The organism is Pedobacter ginsengisoli (genome assembly GCF_030244015.1).
Lineage (GTDB): Bacteria > Bacteroidota > Bacteroidia > Sphingobacteriales > Sphingobacteriaceae > Pedobacter > Pedobacter ginsengisoli.
On record NZ_JASSYX010000001.1, the window covers coordinates 98715 to 119936 of the forward strand.

Here is a 21222-nt window from a genome sequence, read left to right on the forward strand (position 1 = left end):
AAATAAAAGCAATTGGAATAATCCGGTAACAAAAAGGGGTTATTACATTTGTTGTAATCAAAAAAATATTTATAGATCAAATGGAACAAAACGACCAATTCTCACTAAAAAATAAAGTAATTGTAATTACAGGGGCGACAGGAGTATTAGGAGCTGCCTTTTCTTTGTATGTGGCTAAGGCAGGTGCTAAAGTTGTTGTGATCGGAAGGAATAAGGAAAGGGCTGACAATTGCGTTGCTTCAATTAGAGATACCGGAGGAGAGGCGATTGCCGTGCTGGCAGACGTCATGGATGAGGATCAGGTTATTGCTGCAAAAGATGAGGTGTTGAAAATATGGGGAACAATTGACGGGCTTGTAAATGCTGCGGGAGGCAACATCGCTGGTTCGGTAATCAATCCTGAGGATAACCTGTTTGATGCCAAAGTCTCTGATATAAAAAAAGCCGTAGATCTGAATCTTTTTGGTACAGTAATTCCAACGCATATTTTCGGAAGGGTCATGGCTGAAAAGGGAAAAGGTTCAATTGTCAATATTTCTTCACTGGCAGCGCAACGTCCTATTACCAGGGTGCTGGGATATACACTCGCCAAATCGGCAATTGAAGCTTATACACAATGGATGGCGGTAGAGCTGGGACTGCGCCATGGCGGAGGCATCAGGGTGAACGCCATTGCGCCGGGTGTATTCTTGTCTGAACAGAACAAAGACCTTTTATTGAATGCTGACGGCTCATATACAGACAGAGCGCAAAAATATATTACCAATACTCCGTATCGCCGGTTTGGCGACCCTAAAGAGCTGACAGGGACCTTAATCTATCTTCTGAGTGATGCCTCTTCATTTGTAAGCGGCGAGACCGTATTGGTCGATGGCGGATTCAATGCATATTGCGGAGTATAAGTAACGCTTTCGCTATGTGGCTATCGTTGGTTTTAATGCTTTCGATTGCATATTTATGCGGATACTCTTTAAATTAGCTATAATACTATATAATAGCTGTTTAAGCGCATTTAATATTTCTTAATATTTATTTGATAATTAAATATTTTGGATTACATTTACTTTATATATGCAATCGATTGCATATTGAAACCAAATAAAATTATGAACGGACACCACATTTTAAGCAAGTTTTTGAAGTTGCATCCAGGTTAACATTTAAATGGAAAGATCTAATAAACAGGTCTTTATCGTATGATTTGATAGAACCACCTAACCAAATAGTAAGAAATTATGCTTAAAAAACTACGAATCGCCGGAAGTTGTCAAGGACTTCTGTTAACATGTTGCATTTGCATTGCCGGACTGGTTGTGCATGCAAAAAAACCAACCCCTAAAACCATACGGATCAATCTTCAGTCTGTTCTTCTAAAGAAAGAGGTACGGGGATTGGTTTCTGACTCTGCGGGTGCTTTGCCCGGGGTTTCAGTTCTGGTAAAGGACAAATCAAATATCGGAACTACAACCGACATTAATGGCCGGTATTTCCTTGAAGTGCCTGATGAAAATTCGGTGCTTGTGTTCAAGATGGTAGGATTTGAAACCCAGGAAGTCACTGTTGGAGCAAAGTCAGTGATCAATGTAGTCCTCAAGCCTGCCCAAAATATGCTGGATGAGGCTGTAGTGGTGGCTTTTGGAAAACAAAAGAAGGAGTCAGTAATTGGTTCCATCACCACCATTAATCCTAAAGAACTGAAAGTGCCCTCCAGCAACCTTACCACTGCACTCGCAGGGAGGGTCGCGGGTATGATTGCTTATCAGCGGAGCGGAGAGCCAGGTCAGGACAATGCCAATTTCTTTATCAGGGGTATAACTACATTTGGTACAAACAGAAATCCCCTGATCCTGATCGACGGTGTGGAGCTGACTACTACTGACCTTGCAAGATTAAACCCTGATGATATTGCGAGTTTCTCTATTATGAAAGATGCCACAGCGACAGCACTTTATGGCGCACGGGGTGCCAATGGAGTGGTATTGATTACCACAAAAGAGGGTAAGGAGGGTAAGGCGGAAATCTCACTTCGACTGGAAAATTCTTTATCGGCTGCCACAAAAAACGTGGAGCTTGCAGATCCGGTAACCTATATGCGCTTACATAACGAAGCGATACTTACCCGCGATCCCTTGCGTGAACTTCCTTACAGTGATGATAAAATAGACAATACCGTACCGGGTTCCGGCTCACTGATTTATCCTTCTACAGACTGGCGTAAGGAGCTTTTTAAGGACTACACCATGAACCAGCGTGCAAATTTAAGCGTGAGCGGTGGGGGTGCAATTGCAAAATATCGTGTAACGGGTGCCTTCAACCAGGATAATGGTGTTTTAAAAGTAGATCAGCGAAATAACTTTAACAGCAACATCAAGCTTAAGAATTATTCTCTCAGAACTAATGTCAACGTCAATCTGACTAAGTCCACTGAAATGATCATCAGGCTAAGCGGAAACTTCGATGATTATACGGGTCCGGTGGATGGCGGCGAGGCCATGTTCAGAAGGGTGATGCGTACTAATCCTGTATTGTTCCCGGCTACATACCCCAAAGATGCTGATCATCAGTTTGTCAAACATATTATGTTTGGTAATGCCGTTGATGGTAATTATTTAAACCCATATGCGGATATGGTTAGCGGATATAAAGATTATTCAAGATCAAGTATGGTAGCTCAGCTTGAGCTCAAGCAGAATCTCTCCGCGCTCGCACAAGGTCTGTCTTTCAGAACGATGCTTAACACAACCAGGGGTGCATTTTTTGATGTTGGGAGAGTATATTCTCCATTTTATTACTCAATGGGCCAGTACGACAGGCGTGAAAATACTTACCGGGTAAATGTAATTAATCCCGATTCAGGTACAGATTTCCTAACCTATTCGCCCGGGGATAAAACGATCAATTCAACATTCTACATGGAATCTGCGGTAAATTATATGCGCGATTTCAACAAACATACCTTAAGTGGTTTGCTGGTTGCTATCATGCGACAGAGTCTTACTGCAAATGCACCGACATTGCAGGAGTCACTGCCGTTCAGAAATCTGGGTATTTCAGGCAGAGCGACCTATGCTTATGATAACAGGTATTTTGCCGAGTTTAACTTTGGATACAATGGAACAGAACGCTTTTATAAAGATCATAGGTTTGGATTTTTTCCTTCTGCGGGAGTAGCCTGGAGTATTTCCAACGAAGAGTTCTGGAAGCCGCTAAAAAATACGGTGAATAATTTCAGAATAAGAGGCACCTATGGATTAGTAGGAAATGACAATATCGGAAGCGGACGTTTCCTGTATCTGTCGGAGGTAAACATGAACAATGCCAGTTACGCAGCGATTTTTGGACGGGATAATGGTTATACAAGAAATGGAATTACCGTAAGCAGGTATTCAGATCAGGACATTACCTGGGAAACTGCTAAAAAAATGAACATGGCGGTAGAGTTAAGTTTATTTAACAAGTTAGATGTCATCGCTGAATATTATACCGAAAAAAGAGAAAACATCTTGCAGCAACGAGTTTCTACACCTGCTTCAATGGGGCTTTGGGTGCAGCCTTATGCCAATATAGGCAAAGCCAAGGGAAAAGGTGTTGATGTTCAGCTTGCCTACAATCATTCATTCAATAATGCATTTTGGATGCAGGGACGCGCAAACTTTACCTATGCAACCAGTCAGTATACGGTATTCGAAGAGTATGATTATTTAAACGAACCTTGGAAGTCCCGTATAGGCTATCCGATCAGTCAGGTCTGGGGTTACATAGGCGAAAGCTTATTTGTGGATGATGCTGAGGTGGCCAACTCTCCGCAGCAGAGTTTTGGCGGCGTGGTAATGGGCGGCGATATTAAATACCGTGATGTAAATGGTGATGGTAAAATAACGGTCCTTGACCAGGTTCCGATAGGTTTTCCTACTGAACCAGAGATTGTTTATGGATTTGGACTTTCTGCAGGGTTTAAAGGATTCGATATGTCCGCGTTCTTTCAAGGCCTTACGCGTGAGTCTTTCTGGATAGATCCACAGGCTACTGCACCTTTCGTTTCGTTTTACTATCAGTCTGAGCGGGACGCTGGTGCCAGAATTCTTGGAAGCATAACACAAAACCAGCTGTTAAAAGCTTATGCTGACGATCATTGGTCGGAGGAAAACCGCAATGTATATGCACTGTGGCCCCGTCTTAGTGCACCGGAAGTGAGTCAGAACAATTCTCAAACCAGCACCTGGTTTATGAGAAACGGGGCGTTTCTTAGATTGAAGCAGGTAGAAATTGGTTATACCCTTCCCAAAAGGATCGCCGACCGCCTTCGTATGAAAGCGCCGAGGATATACGTGAGCGGGACCAATCTTTTGACATTCAGCAAATTTAAGTTATGGGATGTGGAGATGGCAGGAAACGGGCTTGGATACCCGGTGCAAAAAGTATTTAATTTAGGTATTAATGTAGCATTTTAAATAGAACGAAGATGAAAAATATAAAAATAGGTCTTTATATAGTGTTATTGACTATATGCAGTTCATGCAAGAAATACCTGGATATTGTTCCGGATAATATACCAACTATAGAAAATGCGTTTACCATGCGTACCAGTGCCGAACGGTTTTTATTTACCTGTTATGCATATATGCCACAGCAAAGCAGCCTGACGGCAAACCCCGCCTTTACTGCTGGAGATGAGTTTTGGCTGCACAATGACTATACTACTACAGGATATAGTATAGCAAGGGGTTTTCAAAATGTAGTAGATCCATATTTAAACTACTGGCAGGGTAGTCAGGGGGGAAGAGATTTGTACCAGGGCATCAGAGATTGTAATATCTTTTTGGAAAATGTTGGCTCAGTGCCCGATCTGGATGCTTACGAGCGCGACCGCTGGATAGCAGAAGCTAAATTTTTAAAAGCTTACTACCACTTTTGGTTGATCAGGATGTACGGCCCGATTCCTTTGAAAAAAGAAAACTTGCCGGTATCTGCCGGTATTGAAGAGGTAAAAGTAAGGAGGGATAAAATTGATGACTGCTTCAATTACGTAGTTCAGCTACTGGATGAGGCAGCTGAACCTGGATTGCTTCCAGACAGGATAGACAACGAAGCTGCGGAGCTTGGACGGATCACCAGACCAATCACATTGGCCTTAAAGGCATATATTTTAGTCACGGCAGCAAGTCCTTTGTTTAATGGCAGTGCAGATTACGCCGGTTTTGTCGACAATCAGGGAACGAGCTTGTTCAACCCAACGCCTGACCAGACCAAATGGGATAAAGCAGTGGTGGCTTGCAGACAGGCAATCGAACTTTGCGAACAGAATGGAAACAAACTGTATTATTACAGTCAGAGCGGTCAGCAGTATAATGTGTCTGATACTACCAGGATACAGCTGAACATCCGCAACAGTGTTACAGAAAAATGGAACAGTGAAATTGTCTGGGGAAATCCGAACAGCCTGGCTAATACCATCCAGATACAGGCCACGACAAGGGGATTAGATCCGGCCAGAAGAGCCAATGGGGGGGTAGCAGGCAATCTGGCAGTACCAATTAAGGTGACCGAAGTATTTTACTCTGACCGTGGGGTTCCGATTACGGAAGACCCACAGTGGGATTATGCAGGAAGATTTAACCTGAAAACAGCGACTGTAGACGACCGTTTTAATTTAAAGCAAGGTTATACTACCGTTGCGCTTAACTTCAACCGTGAACCAAGGTATTATGCAGATCTTGGATTTGATGGAGGTATCTGGTACGGACAAGGAAGGTTTGATGATAAAGATACCTGGTATATTTCGGCTAAAAAAGGTCAGCCGGCTTCTACCATTGCCAACCATTCACATAATACCACAGGATTCTGGCCAAAAAAACTGGTTTATTATACCAATGTGATAGGCGATGGGAACACTTATACAAAGATCAATTATCCCTGGCCTGTTATGCGCCTGTCAGATCTTTATTTGCTGTACTCCGAAGCCCTTAATGAGGCAGGCGGCCCAGGTCCGGAGGTTTATAAATGGATAGATATGGTACGGGAGCGGGCAGGACTGAACGGCGTCGTTACTTCCTGGCAGACAGCCTCTGTAAACCCTTCAAAACCTACTACTAAAGAGGGTTTGAGGGATATCATCAGGCAAGAGCGCCTGATAGAGCTTGCTTTTGAAGGACAGCGTTATTGGGATCTCCGCCGCTGGAAAACAGCAATTGTGGAGCTTAACAAGCCAATTACCGGATGGGACCTGGCTCAGCTGACCAGCGATGGCTATTATAGAGAAAAACAAATATTTAAACAAGTCTTTACGACCAGGGATTACTTATGGCCTATCAGGGAAACTGAAATGCTTGCAAACAAGAATACGGTTCAAAACCCGGGCTGGTAGTTAATGGATGTTATAAAAGAAATATTATGAATATGCGGAAAATATTAAATACAGTACTGATCCTGCTGCTGGCATTATCGGGATGTAAGCAAGACAAGGAATATATCAACCTGACTGAGGATGCTGCTCCGGGCCCTGTCAGCAATGTAAGAGTAGAAAACATGCCCGGCGCCGCAAAGATCTTTTATTCTTTGCCATCAGATGAGAGCCTGCGCTATGTAAGGGCTGAATATGAAATCAGACCCGGAGAATTCAAAGAAGCCAAATCCTCCAATTTTACCAACTATCTGGTAGTTGATGGCTTCCCGAATACGGACGAGCACGAAGTAAGACTCTATTCAGTCAGCAATGGCGAAAAATCTTCGTCTGCCGTGACCGTCAAAATCAAGCCTTTGACCCCTCCGTTGCAGGAAGTATTCAGTACGCTGCAGTTCAAAGAGACCTTTGGCGGAATATCTGTTACTTACCAAAATCAGGGAGAAGCCAGTATGGCCGTGACGCTGTTCACGCCTAATGCATCGGGGGAGATGACCGAAGTTGACACCTACTACAGTAAGGTTAAAGAAGGTAAGTTTTTTGCCCGCGGTTTTGAGGCTGAAAAGCGAAAATTTGGGGTAGTTGTAAGAGACCGCTGGGGCAATGTTTCAGATACAGCATATACCGAACTAACCCCGGTTTTTGAAGAATTGATCCCTAAGCCTTTTCAAACCTACAATCTCCCAACAGACACCTACGAACCCCATGCAGGTGCCGGCAATACGGTTGATAAAATTTGGGACGATGTAAGCGGGCCGGCAGGTGTTTCCGTATTACACACCAAACCAGGTACCGGCATGCCACAGCATTTTACATTTGATATGAAGGTAAAAGCAAAACTCAGCCGTTATAAATTCTACCACAGGGGACCGCCAAACACGTATGCCTTCAAACTCGGAGCTCCAAAAAAATGGGAAATCTGGGGAAGTAACAGCCCAGATCCACAGGGCAGCTGGTCAGGATGGGTAAAGCTGATGGATTGTGAATCTGTTAAACCGTCCGGAAATCCAGTTGGTATCAATACGGATGAAGATAACCTGTATGCCAGCACTACCGGCGAGGATTTCATATTCCCTGAAGATGCACCCGCTGTAAGGTATATCCGGTTTAAAACACTGGAGACCTATGATTACCTGGATTATATATATATAGGCGAACTTACTTTCTGGGGAAAAAGAGAATAGGGGATAAAACGATTATGATAACAAGGATTTTAAAATATGAATGTTATGAAACAAAGTAAAAATATACTCATCCTCTCTTTCATTGCACTGGCTGGTTTAATATTTAGTTGCAGCAAGATGGACAGTACTTATTCGGATTTCACGAAAGACGGGCCAATCAAATACACTGGCCGGCCGGATTCGCTGCGCATCCATCCAGGGAATAATAGATTGAAGTTATCATGGGTAATATTTGCCGATCCCAAGATCAACAGGGCATTGGTCTACTGGAATAACCGCAAGGATTCTGTGAACGTTCCGATCACAAGGACAGGGGGAACAGATACCGTAAATGTGCAACTGGACAATATGAATGAAGGTACTTACGTGTTTGAGATCTTTACGTTTGACGGTAATGGCAATAAATCTGTTAAAACAGAAGTCGTAGCAAATGTGTATGGCGAGAATTATCAAAAAAGTATTTTGATCAGACCCGTGAATGTGGCTTCTGTCATCGGTGATGACACCGCGAGGATAGATTGGGGCGCTGTTTCTTATAAAGAAGCCGTTTCATCAGAACTTAGCTATACAGATTTGTCGGGCAATTATCATGAACGCGTGATTTCCTCGGATACGCCAAGTACTGTATTACCAAATGTTAATTCAACGACTACTTTTACCTACAGGACAAAATACCTTCCGTCGCCGTTGGCGATAGATAGTTTCTATACAAATTATAAAACTGTGAAGATCAAGGGTGCTCCATTCGAAGTCAGTAAAACGGGCTGGACAATCACGGCATCAAGTGAAGATGTGGCAAATAAGCGTTATGCAGTCAATCTGATAGATGGTAATGTGACCAATTTATATGTCAACCAAATTGTGTCCGGTAACAAATATCCGCATTGGGTAATTGTGGATATGCAAAAGGTTGTGGAGGATGTAGAAGGTTTTTATTTCTACCAGAGAAATACGAACCCTTTAAAAACACTGGAGATCCTTATCAGCAACAATGGTACCGACTGGGAGACGCTTGGTGACTTTGTCATCGCCAATACGCCCACAGTTAGCACCAGCAGTCCACAGACCGCAAAACCTGTGTATGCAGACCTGACAAGGCCAAGGTCGTTCAGGTATTTCAAGCATATCTATAAAAATGACTACACATCTACTTCTGTGAATGTGAACATTCATGAGGCCGGAGTATTCACCAGGTAATTTTGTACAGACGCATGTATATATTCGTAAAAGTAAACCAGGAAGTATGAACAAACAATTTAAAATAGCCGTGGCCCTCACTGTATTTTTTTTCGCATTTTCAGCTGCATCTGCACAAAAGATCGCTGTGCTCGAAGTGATGCAGAAAAAAGACAATCAGTCCTTAGATATGCCGCTGAGCATTCAGCTGGATAAAATAACCTATCTTCCTGATTCAGTGATCAGTCTGGTTGAAGTAAAGAATGGCAGGCGGGTCCCCGTGGCCTGCCAAATTGAAAACAAGGGGCAGCGGATTTTATACTGGATGCTGAAGCAGGAACAAGGTGCTACAGCAAAGCGGATTTTTGAACTTGAAAAAGGAATTCCGCTTAAAATAGCTGACCACATCAAAACTGTTACAGAAAACGGAGCGCTGATTGTCAGCGCCAATAATAAAAATTTACTGCAGTATAATTTCAAGACCATGTATCCGCCCAAAGGAGTGGACACAGCATTCAAAAGAAGCGGCTTCATTCATCCGCTGTGGACGCCACACGGACAGCTGCTCACCCGGATCAATGCGCCTGATCATTATCACCACTATGGCCTGTGGAACCCCTGGACACATGTGATGTTTGAAGGGGAGATGATCGATTTCTGGAACCTTAAAGACAAGAAAGGAACTGTTAAGTTTGCCAATTTTGTGTCTGTGAACGAAGGTGCTGTCTATGCGGATTACCAGACGCTGCACGAGCATGTCGCTTTTAAAAAGAACGGAGAAAAGAAAGTGGCGTTAAACGAACTGCAGTCTGTCAGGATTTATCAGCCGCAATCCGGTCAGGATTATTACATTGCAGACATCACAATCCAGTTAAACTGCGCCAGCGATAGCCCGGTTACGCTCAAAGAGTACCGTTATGGAGGGCTGGGATGGCGTGCTACTGAAAAGTGGAACGACAACAATAGTGAGACACTCACGTCTGAAGGTAAAACCCGCAAGGATGCTGACGGATCAAAAGCACGTTGGGTTATTGTTCAGGGCAGCCTTGACAGCGATTATGGCGGTGCGGTGATGATGTCATATCCTTCCAATTATAACTATCCCGAGCCCTTGCGGATCTGGCCTGAAAAGATGAACGGCAGAGGGGATGTATACGCCAATTTCTCACCTACAAAAGACAAAGACTGGCCACTTGTTAAAGGCCGTGACTATATCCTTAAATACAGGTTTATGGTATTTAATGGTAAATTTAATAAAGAAAAGGCAGAGGCGGCATGGCAAAGTTTTGCGAATAGCCCCTCAGTAACCGTCAAATTAGTAAATAAATAATAACAGTAAAAAACAACGCAAATGATGACTACCTATTTTTTCAGACAAAAAACGCTTTTATTGCTCGGTATGTTTTTTTTACTCTTTGCAACAGTTGAGGTACAGGCAGCTCCTGACCAGGCCGATCTCAAAGGAATCAGGGTTTTGGTTTATACCAGGAACGGGAAAGGGTTTATCCACGATAACATTCCCAGTGCAGTAAAATGTGTGCAGAAGCTTGGGGCTGATCATAAGTTCAGTGTAGATGTTTCAGATGATCCTTCAATATTTACCGAAGACAACCTCAAAAAATATAAAATGCTGATTTTTACCAGCACCAATAATGATGTGTTTAATGATGACCAGCAAAGGCTGGCTTTCAGAAGATACATTGAGGCAGGCGGCGGGTTTGTAGGCATCCATTCCGTGACTGGTACTGAAAGAAACTGGACCTGGTTTAAACAAATGATTGGCGGCACATTTGTATGGCATGCCAAAAATCAGAAGTTCAGCGTTAAGATCATCGATCCGGGTCATCCGAGTATGCAGGGCCTGCCCAAAGTATGGGAAAGAAGTCTGGGTGATGAATGCTATTTTACCAAGGAGCTTTATCCCGGCATCAAGGTGATGATTGCGCATGACCTGCATTCACTGGCTAAAGATGCTGATACAGTTAAAGTAGCCAAATTCTCGGCACCTTTTAAAGATCTGTATCCGGCAGCATGGTATCAGACATTTGACGGGGGCAACATCTGGATTACTACCCTTGGACATAATAAGGAATATTATCAGGAGCCAGTGTTCGTGAAACATATCCTGCAGGGGATAGCATACATTTCATCCCAGACTAAAAAGCTTGATTTTGCAAAAGCATACGCTACATCAAGAGACACACCGGTAAATTATTAATCTGTATACACAAATCTTAACCAAATAATTATGAGTAATCTCGAAAAACCAATGTATGACCGCAGGGGGTTTATGAAAACAGCTGCGAAAACCGCTGTAGTAGGAGGCGTAGCTTTAACAGGTTTTCCTACTATTGTCCCGGCATCCGTGTTCGGAAAAAATGCGCCAAGCAATAAGATCAATATTGGCCAGATCGGCTGTGGACGTATTGCACGTACGCATGATCTTGCCGAGACTTTCAAATATGATGTTGCGCACATCATGGCGATTGCCGATGTTGACAGCGTCCGTTTGAAAAGCGGGAAACAAATGATCGAAAGTTGGTACACAAAAAAAACAGGCAAGGCGGATTACGTTGACGTAAAGACTTATGACGACTACCATGCGCTGCTTGAGAACAAAGATATTGATGCGGTGATGATCAGCACTCCTGATCACTGGCATGCACAACCTGCGATTGAAGCTGCGATGGCCGGTAAACACATTTACCTGCAAAAACCAACATCACTGACTATAGAAGAGGGCCGCCAAATGAGTGATGCCGTACGTAAATCAGGTGTCACTTTTCAGCTAGGAAGCCAGCAGCGGTCTGTAAGACCCTGGCCGCAGTTTAAAAAGGCATGCGAACTGGTCAGGAACGGCAGAATTGGTAAACTCCATACGGTCCGTGTCGGGCTGCCTTCGGATCCGGCGGGAGGCAATACGAGTGCTATGCCAATTCCGGCAAATCTGAATTATGACATGTGGCTGGGATCGACGCCGTATATCTATTATACCCTGGACAGGGTGCACTCGCAGACCGATTTCGATTCAAGAGGAGGCTGGCTGCGCTGTGAACAGTTTGGAGCGGGCATGATCACGGGCTGGGGCGTGCACCACATCGACATTGCCCATTGGGGAATGGATACGGAGCTTACGGGGCCTTTGGAAGTAGTTGCTACTGCAGAGTTTCCTAAGAATGGTTTGTGGAATGTCCATGGCGACTATGAGGTACACGCAAAATATGCTAAAGGTGTAGACATGTTCATGAGCAGCAAAAATCCTAACGGGGTTCGTTTTGAAGGAACTGACGGCTGGATCTTTGTATCGAGGGGTGATGTGGCGGTAACTGCCTCAGATCCAGGTGCAACTGGTGGTAAACTAAAAGCCCTGACGGCCAGTGATCCGAAAATACTTACTTCAGTAATCGGTCCGAACGAGATTCACTTATATGAAAGCCGCGAACAGCATGGCAACTGGCTGGATTGTATCCAAAATAAAAAGCAGACCATCAGCCCGGCCGAGGTGGCGCACCGTTCATGCAGCGCATGCCTTGTTGCACATGCCGCTATGAAATTTAACGGGCAAAAGCTATATTGGGATCCGAAAAAGGAAATCTTCAAAGATAATGTGGAGGCCAATAAATTATTGTCAAGACCTCAGCGTTATCCGTACGGAACCAATTATATTAAAAAGAAAGCCTGATATGAAATCAAAATTGTTGATACTGGCGCTGCTGGCGCTTGCAGGATGTGAAGATTCACAGGATGAAAAAAATACCAATCAAATGATCAGGCTGATTACACTGGATCCCGGACACTTCCATGCTGCACTGGTACAAAAATCGATGTACCCCCAGGTAGATTCGGTAGTGCATGTTTACGCCCCTGAAGGTGAGGAGCTGACATCGCACCTGAAAATGATAGATCAGTACAACAGCCGTCCGGATGATCCTACAAAATGGAAAGAAGAGGTGTATAAAGGTGCTGATTATTTTGAAAAGATGCTGGCTGACAAGGCGGGCAATGCCGTAGTGCTCGCAGGTAACAATCAGAAAAAAACAGATTACATCAAAAGGTCAGTCGATGCGGGACTCCATGTTCTGGCAGATAAACCCATGGTGATCGACGCTGCGGCTTTTGAAGTTTTGAAACAAGCTTTTCAAAGTGCAGCGGCAAAAAAAGTGGTATTGTACGACATCATGACTGAGCGTTATGAGATCAGCACCATGCTGCAGCGCGAGCTGTCCATGATTCCGGATATCTTCGGCACGCTGGAAAAAGGAACACCTGATAACCCGGCGGTAACCAAGGAAAGTGTGCACCATTTTTATAAGTTTGTGTCCGGCAATCCGCTGAAGCGGCCGGCATGGTTCATGGATGTAAGCCAGGAGGGCGAAGGCATTGTAGATGTAACTACGCATTTGGTCGATCTGGTACAGTGGGAATGTTTTCCTGAACAGATCATAAATTATCAGAAAGAGATCCAGGTAAATTCGGCCAAACGCAGCAGTACAGAAATGACGCTGAGCCAATTTACTGCCATTACTAAGCTCAGCAGTTTTCCTGATTACCTGAAGAAAGACATCGTAAAAGACAGTGTGCTGAATGTGTTTTCTAACGGTGAGATCAATTACACGCTTCGTGGCGTACATGCCAAAGTATCTGTGAAATGGGCATATAAGGCACCTGAGGGAACGGGCGATACGCATTATTCTATCATGCGCGGTACTAAAGCCAATCTGATCATAAAGCAGGGCGCTGAGCAGCAATACAAACCCGCATTGTATATTGAACAAGCAGGAAAGGCAGACACCGCTTATGAGACAATGCTTACTGCAAAGTTCAAATCGGTACAAGATAAGTTTCCAGGTGTGACGCTAAAAAAACTGGCTAAAGGATGGGAGGTCGTTATACCAGAAAAATATAAAGAAGGGCATGAAGCCCATTTTGCACATGTGACAGAGAAATTTCTGGAGTATGTGAAGATGGGGAATATGCCTGCCTGGGAGGTGCCTAATATGATCGCGAAGTATTACACGACTACTAAAGGGCTGGAACTTGCCAGAACCAGCAAGGCAAAATGAGAAAACTGTATATTACTTTATTGCTGATATCTCTGACGGCGCTGACTTATGGTCAGCGCCGTCCAAATATTATTTTTGTGTTAACTGACGATCTCGGTTATGGAGATCTGGCCTGCTATGGGAACCCGCTGATCAAGACGCCGTTTCTGGATAGCATTGCCAGGGAGGGCGTGAAGGCCAACAGTTATGTGGTCACCTCACCTATTTGCACACCCTCACGTGCATCACTGCTCACCGGCAGGTATGCCGACCGGATGGATTTACTGTTTCCACTCGGTCCGGGAGCAAAAAGGGGAATTCCTGAAGAGGAGGTGACTATTGCGCAAATGCTGAAGAAATCAGGACACAAAACAGGAATGGTCGGTAAATGGCATCTTGGTGATCAACAGAATATGATGCCTAATGCCAAGGGTTTTGAATATTTTTATGGGATGCTGTACAGTCATGACTACCGTGCTCCTTATGTCAATACAGATACGACGATTAAGATCTTTCGAAACCAGACACCGGTGATCTACAAGCCAGCTGACAGTGCGCTGATCGATCTTTACACTGATGAAGCCATTGGCTTTGTCAAAAAGCAATCGGCAAAGCAGCCTTTCTTTCTTTACCTGGCGCACAACATGCCGCATTTGCCTATTGCCTATGCGGCTAAGAAGTCAAGAAAAATTCATTCTGATGGTGGTGAGTATGGTGACATCATTGAAGAACTGGACAGAAGCCTGGCAAGGCTTTGGTCTGAGGTAAAAGCTAAGGGAATGGCCGATAACACCATCTTTGTGTTTTCCAGCGACAATGGCCCCTGGGTCAATATACCGGCCCGGGTATATGCCGATGGGGTGACCAGGCAGTATCACGCAGGGTCAAGCGGGATCTTTAGGGGAGCGAAATTTGATACTTATGAGGGGGGTGACCGCGTTCCGTTTATCATTTACTGGAAAGGCCATACGCTCAGGAACAAAGTGCTGACCACACCTTTCTCCTGCCTGGATATTTTGCCGACGTTGGCAGAATGGACGGGTTCAAAATTGCCGGAAGGCCGGCTGCTTGACGGACAGTCCGTGGCAGGTATGCTCACTGATGCAAAATATAACGGGACGCATAAACCGATCTACTACATTAACGGAACTCCTGAGGTGGTCAGGGATGGAGCGTGGAAACTGAGAAGAAGAAAGGAGAAAGAGCAGACTACTATCGAACTTTTTAATTTGTCCTGGGATCCGGCAGAGCGTGTCAATCTTGCGGCTAAATATCCGGATCAGCTGGTTCGTCTCACAAAGCTGCTGGATGCTTATCCGGGGAAATAATATTATTGTGAAGCTTGCTTTATGATGTTATCTTTAAGATTCAAAAACACATCAATGAAGCAAACCTTATTAAACCTGTCCATTTTATTCTCGCTTTTTTTTGCAGCTGAGGCTGCTGCACAACACCAGTTCCCGTTATATCCGGAGGGTAAAATCCCAAATTCAAAATCGGTTAAAGATGCTGAGGAACATAAGGCAGACGCTTTGGTTGATTCGCTTACGTTTAACGTATCCGTTCCAACCCTCACTGCCTTCATTCCGCAGAATGCCTCCAATGGTACTGCGGTGATCATTTGTCCTGGCGGCGGCTACCATGTCCTGCTGACAAAAAGAGAAGGAAGTGATGCGGCAAGGGCTTTTAATAAGCTGGGTATTACTGCTTTTGTTTTAAAGTACCGTCTGCCCAATGACAAAACCATGGAGGATAAGACCATTGGTCCATTGCAGGATGTCCAGCAAGCCATTAAGATGGTAAGGGGGCACGCAAAAAAGTGGGGGCTTGATCCGGGTAAAATCGGCATTATGGGTTATTCGGCTGGCGGGCATTTGGCCTCTTTAGCGGGAACACATTTCAACGATCCAAAGATGGAGAACAAAGACAACACAAGTCTGCGTCCGGATTTTATGTTGCTGATCAATCCGGTCATCAGTTTTACGGATGGGATAGGGCACAGAGGTTCCAGGGACAACTATCTTGGCTCAGGGCCATCCCCGGAAAAGGTTACTTATTATTCTTCCGAATTGCAGGTGAGTAAGGAGACCCCGCCGACTTTTCTGGTCCATTCAGATGCTGATCAGGTTGTCCCTGTGGCCAATAGCCTGGAGTTTTACCAGGCGCTTAAAAGTAAAGGCGTTCCGGCAGGTCTGCACATTTATGCCAAAGGCGAGCATGGCTTTCTTACAGCCCCGTCTTTTGATGAGTGGTTTGGCCGCTGCATTTATTGGATGAGGAGCATGTCATTCTTATGAAGGTCAACGATCAGTTTTACTCGGACCTGCCGGTAAATTATCTCTCGCTGCCTGATCTTTTTACAAAACAGGAACTCTTTTTTGACATACCCGGGGACTGGCATGTGATCCTTACTGACATCAGAAATTCAACGGCGGCCGTTCTCGGCGGAATGCATGAAACCGTTAACCTGGTAGCTACAGGCAGTATTGTTGCTGTGCTGAACATTGTATTCAAGGCGGGGATTACCATCCCTTTTTTCTTTGGCGGTGACGGGGCTACTTTTATCGTTCCATCTGCTGTAGCCGGGAAGGCGCTCCAGGCGCTGCGGTTGTATAAAGACAATACGATGAACAGCTTTGACCTCGACCTTCGTGTCGGCACTTTACCTGTATCTGACATCTACGGGAGGGGTGAAGAACTGCGTATCAGCAAGTTTAACTGTTCAGGGGCTTTTGTCATTCCGGTGCTATTGGGCAACGGCCTCAGTTATGCGGAAAAAGTGATCAAAGGCGAGGATTATCTGCTGGAGGAAACTGAAGCTGCCAATGATGAACTCGACCTGAACGGAATGCAGTGCAGATGGGACAAGATCCCTCCTCCGATGCAGCGTGATGAAATTGTAACCCTGCTGGCTGTTTCGGCCGGGGGAACTTCGCAGGCCCTTGCTTTAAAAAAGGTCATGCAGCAAATTGATAACATTTATGGTACACCTGAACAACGGCAGCCGATATCGCTGCCAAAACTCAAATTGACCACTACCTTTAATAAGTTCAGGACGGAGCGTCGTGCGGTAGCAGGATATGCCAGTCCATTCAGGATGGCGGGGATGTGGTTTAAATCGGTACTGGGTTATCTTTATTTTAAAACCCGAACAGGCCGGAAATATCTGCGGAGCCTGATAGAAATGTCAGATACGCTTGTTATCGACGGTAAAATAAATACAGTCATATCTGGTACGGAAGCACAAAGACGTAAGCTCCAGGCCGCTTTAAGTAAACTGGAAGAGCGGGGGGAAATCTTTTACGGTTTGTATGTCAGCCGCGAGTCTGTTATGTCTTGCTATGTGCGCGATATGGACGATGGCCACATTCATTTTGTAGATGGCGGGGAAGGGGGATATACCAAAGCCGCCGGTCTGATGAAACTGAAGCTTCAGCAATCCCCCTGACGATTAGTTTTTCACCCTTTCCACCTCGTTTCCGGCTCCGCCTGTATTGCGCTTCTTTGTTACGGAAGCCCCCTTACTGAAACTGTAGCTGAAAGAGAGGAGGCCTATCCGGTTGTCGAAAATATTGCGGTAAGTGGCCCGGGTCTGTGGAATGTTGAGTATTTCACCCTGCGGCCGGAAGCGGTTCAGCACATCACGTAAAGTAAATTTCAGGGTACCTTTATCTCCGAGGATTTTCTTCTGTATACCTGTGTTGATGTTGTAAAGCACTTTCGTTTTGAACTGCGCACTTTGGTTGGGTGTTACGTACATGGCACTCAGTTCTCCGCTCCATCCCTTTCCAAAATTAAACTGGTTATTTGGACTGACATAAAAGTAAAAGCTCTGTACCGTATTATCCTCATTGCCGGGCAAGCCGCTAAAATCAATTTTGACGGCTTCACTGTACATATTTAACGTATACCAGTTTCCTGCTTTCAGGTTCAGGTTAACGGAACCCCCGTAAAAATGCATCTTCCCGATATTTCCCGTCCTGCTGATGAAAATGCCTTTTTCCTGCTCGATGACTTCGGAAATCTTCGAAGAGGTAACGTTGTAAAAAAGATCAATGCTGATCTTGTTGTTGTGGTTAAAATTGAGATCGATCTTGTGGGCAAACTCCGGCCTGATGTAAGGGTTGCCGGCAAAGTAGGTGAACTTATCCAGTAAGAAAATAAAGGGGTTCAGGTCCTGGTAGTAAGGTCGTCTGACCCGTTTCCCATAGTATAATGTCAGTTTGTTTTTGGCGCTGTCCAGTTTGTAGGAAAGATAAACCGTTGGAAATAGATTGGTATAGTGCTGTGAAAAGGAGGAATCCGGGCGTAACCCATTGCCAAGCTGGTGTCCTTTCATATTGGTCTGTTCCATCCGCAGCCCGGTTTGTACACTCCATTTCTCCCATTCCTTGCTGAAATTCACATAGGCAGCGTTGATGTTTTCTTTGTACCGGAAATGATTGGTCTTTTCGTTGTCTACCAGCAGCGCATCCTCCTGACGGATAAAATAATCTGCAGTATTATCGGTGTTCACAAAGCTGGCCTTCACCCCGGCCGAGAATTTGGCTTTATGTGCCAGAGGCTGCTCGTAGTCGCCCTTTGCTGAATAAATGGCAATGTCTGAAGGAAGTTCAGCCAGCAGGTCTTCAGTCGTGGTACTGTTGTTTGCCGTATTAAAGATCCTGTTGGCAAACGACTGGTCCGTTCTGGCACTATACCTGATGTGGTCAAGATCAAAGCTGAGCTCGCGGCCCAGGCTGTCAAACTTATGGCTGTAATTGAAATTGATTCCGTTGCTGTTCAGTTTCGAACGTTCTGAATTCAGTGCGCTGATCAATGAATCCGTTTGTCCGGCAGGCCCTGTCGCAGCAGCTGTCACTTCTTTCCGGTTGCGGCCTTTGTTGTAGGATCCGGTAAAGACGAAACCCAGCGTGGTCTTTTCGCTGACGTAGAAGTCCATGCCTGCTTTGACATTTGGCGTTTTGTTCCTGTTGCGGAACACCGTACTTTGCATAAAAGCTGAAGTCAGCTGCTGGTCCTGATCGTAAAACCAGCGGTTGATGTCCAGATCCCTCTTGGTATCGGTTTTATTGTAACCGAGATTGGTAAATAAATTGAATTTATTTTTGCGGTAGTTCAGATCGATGCTCTCGTTGTGCCGCCAATTCGGAGAGTACCCTGCACCCATATTTATAGATCCGTTCCAGCCGCTGATCATTGATTTCTTCGTGCGGATGTTGATGACCCCGGCGCCCCCGGCCGCATCGTAGCGGGCGGGGGGATTGGGAATAAGTTCAATCTGGCTGATACTGCCCGAAGGAAGTGATTTCAGGTAGGCGGCCAGCGCGGCTACTGACAGGTAAGTAGGGCGGTTGTCGATGAGTACGACTACACCCTGCTGGCCTTTCAGGCTGATCTTTCCATCCTGATCCACCATCACCCCCGGGGCTTTCTCCAGAACCTCCAGCGCGTTGCTGCCCGCATTGGAGATCAGGGCATCAACGTTGACCACGGTACGGTCTATTTTGTGTTCTATAAAACTTTTTTTTCCGCTGATCTTCACCTCTTTAAGGTCTACCGGTTTCTTCAGGGTATCAGTTTTATGTGCCGTAGTATCTTTTTTTTGAGCAGGGTTGGATTGGGCTGTTGCTAAAATCGGGACAATAGTTATCCAGAGGATGAAAATCATCCTTAAAAAAGAGCTGGTCATATTTGTCTTTGTTTATTTAGTGTGGTAGCTGCTCACTGTACTTACCGATTTACCATCACGGTTATATGAAAAATCAATCGTGTCTTCCGGAGACTTCAGGAAATTCCTGAGTACAGCATTCTTTAGGGCTTCAGTCTGTTTTTTGCCATTTACGGTCAGTTCTTTATTGCTGATGTGGAAGCGGAACCGCTCACCTTTGGTATCAATGCCTGCTTTTTCCAGCGCCTTGATCAGGTCCTGGGTCAGATCTGAAGTCTTTGCTTCGACTTTTGTTAATGGCGAAAGCTTTACCTTTGGGTTTGGAGTGGCTATAGGGTTCAGTTTCACTTGCGGGTCTGCGTTAAGGGTTACCGATGAATAATGCAGACTGCTGTCTAATGCCATATTTATGGCACTGAGCACCGTTGAGGTCAGGTTCGAAGCAAAATTCTCGACGAGCTTATGATCTATGTTTACAGAGACATTGGCAGAGGCATTGGTATCGGTGTTGCTGTTTGAATTGATGCTTACAGAGATTTCCGGTTCGGTCTTATCTTCAACAGCAGCACCGGCTTTTGTTGTGGTTACAGAAGGACTGATTTTTGCGGCAGGTCGTTCCTTCTTTTGTTTTGGGGAAGCAGGTTTCTGCGTTGCAGCTGCAGGTCTGGCCGTGGATTTTTCTTTTTTCACAACAGGATCCTGAAATTTAACAGGCTGAACAGCAGAGTCTGTCGAGCGGAGTACGCTAAAACTGCAGAGCAGCATTACAGCGATCAGCATGCAACCCTTTTCAATAGAATTCAGTGTGACATTTTTTCGGTAAACCATACGTTTTACCCTTGTGATCAGATTGCTTTCTTTGGCAAATGCCATGGCATAGGCAGGGACGTTTAACTGGTATTCCTTAAACGACAGCAGCGCCTGGATATAGCTGTATTTTTCATCTGCATTTTGCAATACCATTTCATCACAGCAGTTTTCCCTTTCTTTGCGGATCATTGCCGAAGTCCACAACACTGCAGGGTTGAAGAAGAACAGCAATTCCAGTACATGCTGCAACATATTGACCAGGAAATCCATCCGTTTGATGTGCGCCAGCTCATGCAGTATCATCATTTCTATTTCCTTTGGTCTGATGGCAGTGATCATACCCAGAGGAATCAGGATCACAGGCTTAAAATGCCCGATGACAAGCGGTACCTGCGTCAGGCCGGATTGTACGATCCCGACAGCTTTATTCAAGCCCATCTGTCTGGACAATCTCAATACCTGGTCCTCCCAGTGTCTGCCTGCCGGATATATTTTCCGGGTTTTCAGATAGTGGAGTTCAAACAGATTGCTGCTGAGTTTGATGCTTTTGACCAGGACAATGAATAGCCAGATGAGCGCGATGGTCCTTGCGTTGTTGTCCATAAAATCCCTGCTCAATGTGATCAGGTCTTTAGTAACAGCACTTAATGGATCCCTGTCTGTTATGACCACATTTGGGGCGCCAGTTTCCTTTTGAGGCAATATTTGAGCGCCGGGAGCTTGTGCAGCAGTGTTCAGGCTGTTGAGCTTAAAAACCCCGGTTGCAACAATGCCCGCAGTAAATAAACCCAGTAATGTGACCAGGATGCGGTAGCGCAATATAGGACTCGCTGAGCGGGTAAGTGCCAGCGTAAGCCCTGTCAGTAAAGCCAGTACCAGGCCAAATGCCAGGGAGTAAAGTAAAATGGTGTTTAAGATCTGTTCCATAATTCAGGTGAT

At 45.1% G+C, this 21222-nt stretch carries 14 protein-coding genes; 12 read left to right on the top strand and 2 right to left on the bottom strand.

The genetic code is table 11. The features are described 5' to 3' along the window. Window positions 1–80: 80 nt before the first annotated feature. The 12 genes from QEP08_RS00355 (at window position 81) to QEP08_RS00410 (ending at window position 17250) form a co-directional block, all read left to right on the top strand. Entirely contained in the window at window positions 81–902 is an 822-nt protein-coding gene (locus QEP08_RS00355; RefSeq protein WP_285054434.1) for an SDR family oxidoreductase, read from the top strand. A 333-nt stretch (window positions 903–1235) separates the two neighbouring features. Continuing rightward, a complete protein-coding gene (locus QEP08_RS00360) occupies window positions 1236–4451 on the top strand; it encodes a SusC/RagA family TonB-linked outer membrane protein (RefSeq protein ID WP_285054437.1) in 3216 nt (1071 codons plus the stop codon). A gap of 11 nt (window positions 4452–4462) precedes the next feature. Beyond that, complete coding sequence (locus tag QEP08_RS00365) at window positions 4463–6364, top strand: RagB/SusD family nutrient uptake outer membrane protein (protein ID WP_285054439.1); 1902 nt, start codon at window positions 4463–4465, stop codon at window positions 6362–6364. Window positions 6365–6396: 32 nt separating this feature from the next. Then, complete coding sequence (locus QEP08_RS00370) at window positions 6397–7584, top strand: DUF5000 domain-containing lipoprotein (protein WP_285054441.1); 1188 nt, start codon at window positions 6397–6399, stop codon at window positions 7582–7584. Window positions 7585–7629: 45 nt separating this feature from the next. Next, the gene (locus tag QEP08_RS00375; RefSeq protein WP_285054444.1) at window positions 7630–8781 is read left to right on the top strand and encodes a DUF4998 domain-containing protein; all 1152 of its coding nucleotides are present in this window, start codon (window positions 7630–7632) and stop codon (window positions 8779–8781) included. Between the two features lie 46 nt (window positions 8782–8827). After that, window positions 8828–10090, top strand: a complete 1263-nt coding sequence (locus QEP08_RS00380) for a DUF6807 domain-containing protein (RefSeq protein WP_285054446.1) — start codon at window positions 8828–8830, stop codon at window positions 10088–10090. Window positions 10091–10111: 21 nt separating this feature from the next. After that, complete coding sequence (locus QEP08_RS00385; RefSeq protein WP_285054448.1) at window positions 10112–10978, top strand: ThuA domain-containing protein; 867 nt, start codon at window positions 10112–10114, stop codon at window positions 10976–10978. Window positions 10979–11008: 30 nt separating this feature from the next. Beyond that, window positions 11009–12442: a Gfo/Idh/MocA family protein gene (locus QEP08_RS00390; RefSeq protein ID WP_285054450.1), complete on the top strand. Its 1434-nt coding sequence runs from the start codon at window positions 11009–11011 to the stop codon at window positions 12440–12442. A 1-nt stretch (window position 12443) separates the two neighbouring features. Continuing rightward, entirely contained in the window at window positions 12444–13823 is a 1380-nt protein-coding gene (locus QEP08_RS00395) for a putative oxidoreductase C-terminal domain-containing protein (protein ID WP_285054452.1), read from the top strand. Continuing rightward, entirely contained in the window at window positions 13820–15130 is a 1311-nt protein-coding gene (locus tag QEP08_RS00400) for a sulfatase-like hydrolase/transferase (RefSeq protein ID WP_285054454.1), read from the top strand. Before QEP08_RS00395 ends, QEP08_RS00400 begins: the two co-directional genes overlap by 4 nt. Before the next feature lie 54 nt (window positions 15131–15184). Then, the gene (locus tag QEP08_RS00405; RefSeq protein WP_285054455.1) at window positions 15185–16099 is read left to right on the top strand and encodes an alpha/beta hydrolase; all 915 of its coding nucleotides are present in this window, start codon (window positions 15185–15187) and stop codon (window positions 16097–16099) included. Beyond that, window positions 16096–17250 (top strand): DUF3095 family protein, encoded by a 1155-nt coding sequence (locus QEP08_RS00410; protein ID WP_285054456.1) that lies wholly within the window; start codon window positions 16096–16098, stop codon window positions 17248–17250. The genes QEP08_RS00405 and QEP08_RS00410 overlap by 4 nt, the downstream gene beginning before the upstream one ends. A 3-nt stretch (window positions 17251–17253) precedes the next feature. On the opposite strand, the gene QEP08_RS00415 is transcribed toward QEP08_RS00410, so the two are convergent. Together QEP08_RS00415 and QEP08_RS00420 are read right to left on the bottom strand one after the other, a co-directional pair. Continuing rightward, window positions 17254–19494, bottom strand: a complete 2241-nt coding sequence (locus QEP08_RS00415) for an outer membrane beta-barrel protein (protein WP_285054458.1) — start codon at window positions 19492–19494, stop codon at window positions 17254–17256. A 12-nt stretch (window positions 19495–19506) separates the two neighbouring features. Beyond that, window positions 19507–21210: a M56 family metallopeptidase gene (locus QEP08_RS00420; protein ID WP_285054460.1), complete on the bottom strand. Its 1704-nt coding sequence runs from the start codon at window positions 21208–21210 to the stop codon at window positions 19507–19509. Window positions 21211–21222 lie beyond the last annotated feature (12 nt).

Coding starts and splice junctions, on each gene's coding strand:
- QEP08_RS00405 (WP_285054455.1), top strand. CDS start 15,185: ATGAAGCAAACCTTATTAAACCTGTCCATTTTATTCTCGCTTTTTTTT.
- QEP08_RS00410 (WP_285054456.1), top strand. CDS start 16,096: ATGAAGGTCAACGATCAGTTTTACTCGGACCTGCCGGTAAATTATCTC.
- QEP08_RS00395 (WP_285054452.1), top strand. CDS start 12,444: ATGAAATCAAAATTGTTGATACTGGCGCTGCTGGCGCTTGCAGGATGT.
- QEP08_RS00415 (WP_285054458.1), bottom strand. CDS start 19,494: ATGACCAGCTCTTTTTTAAGGATGATTTTCATCCTCTGGATAACTATT.
- QEP08_RS00385 (WP_285054448.1), top strand. CDS start 10,112: ATGATGACTACCTATTTTTTCAGACAAAAAACGCTTTTATTGCTCGGT.
- QEP08_RS00360 (WP_285054437.1), top strand. CDS start 1,236: ATGCTTAAAAAACTACGAATCGCCGGAAGTTGTCAAGGACTTCTGTTA.
- QEP08_RS00365 (WP_285054439.1), top strand. CDS start 4,463: ATGAAAAATATAAAAATAGGTCTTTATATAGTGTTATTGACTATATGC.
- QEP08_RS00390 (WP_285054450.1), top strand. CDS start 11,009: ATGAGTAATCTCGAAAAACCAATGTATGACCGCAGGGGGTTTATGAAA.
- QEP08_RS00370 (WP_285054441.1), top strand. CDS start 6,397: ATGCGGAAAATATTAAATACAGTACTGATCCTGCTGCTGGCATTATCG.
- QEP08_RS00375 (WP_285054444.1), top strand. CDS start 7,630: ATGAAACAAAGTAAAAATATACTCATCCTCTCTTTCATTGCACTGGCT.
- QEP08_RS00400 (WP_285054454.1), top strand. CDS start 13,820: ATGAGAAAACTGTATATTACTTTATTGCTGATATCTCTGACGGCGCTG.
- QEP08_RS00420 (WP_285054460.1), bottom strand. CDS start 21,210: ATGGAACAGATCTTAAACACCATTTTACTTTACTCCCTGGCATTTGGC.
- QEP08_RS00355 (WP_285054434.1), top strand. CDS start 81: ATGGAACAAAACGACCAATTCTCACTAAAAAATAAAGTAATTGTAATT.
- QEP08_RS00380 (WP_285054446.1), top strand. CDS start 8,828: ATGAACAAACAATTTAAAATAGCCGTGGCCCTCACTGTATTTTTTTTC.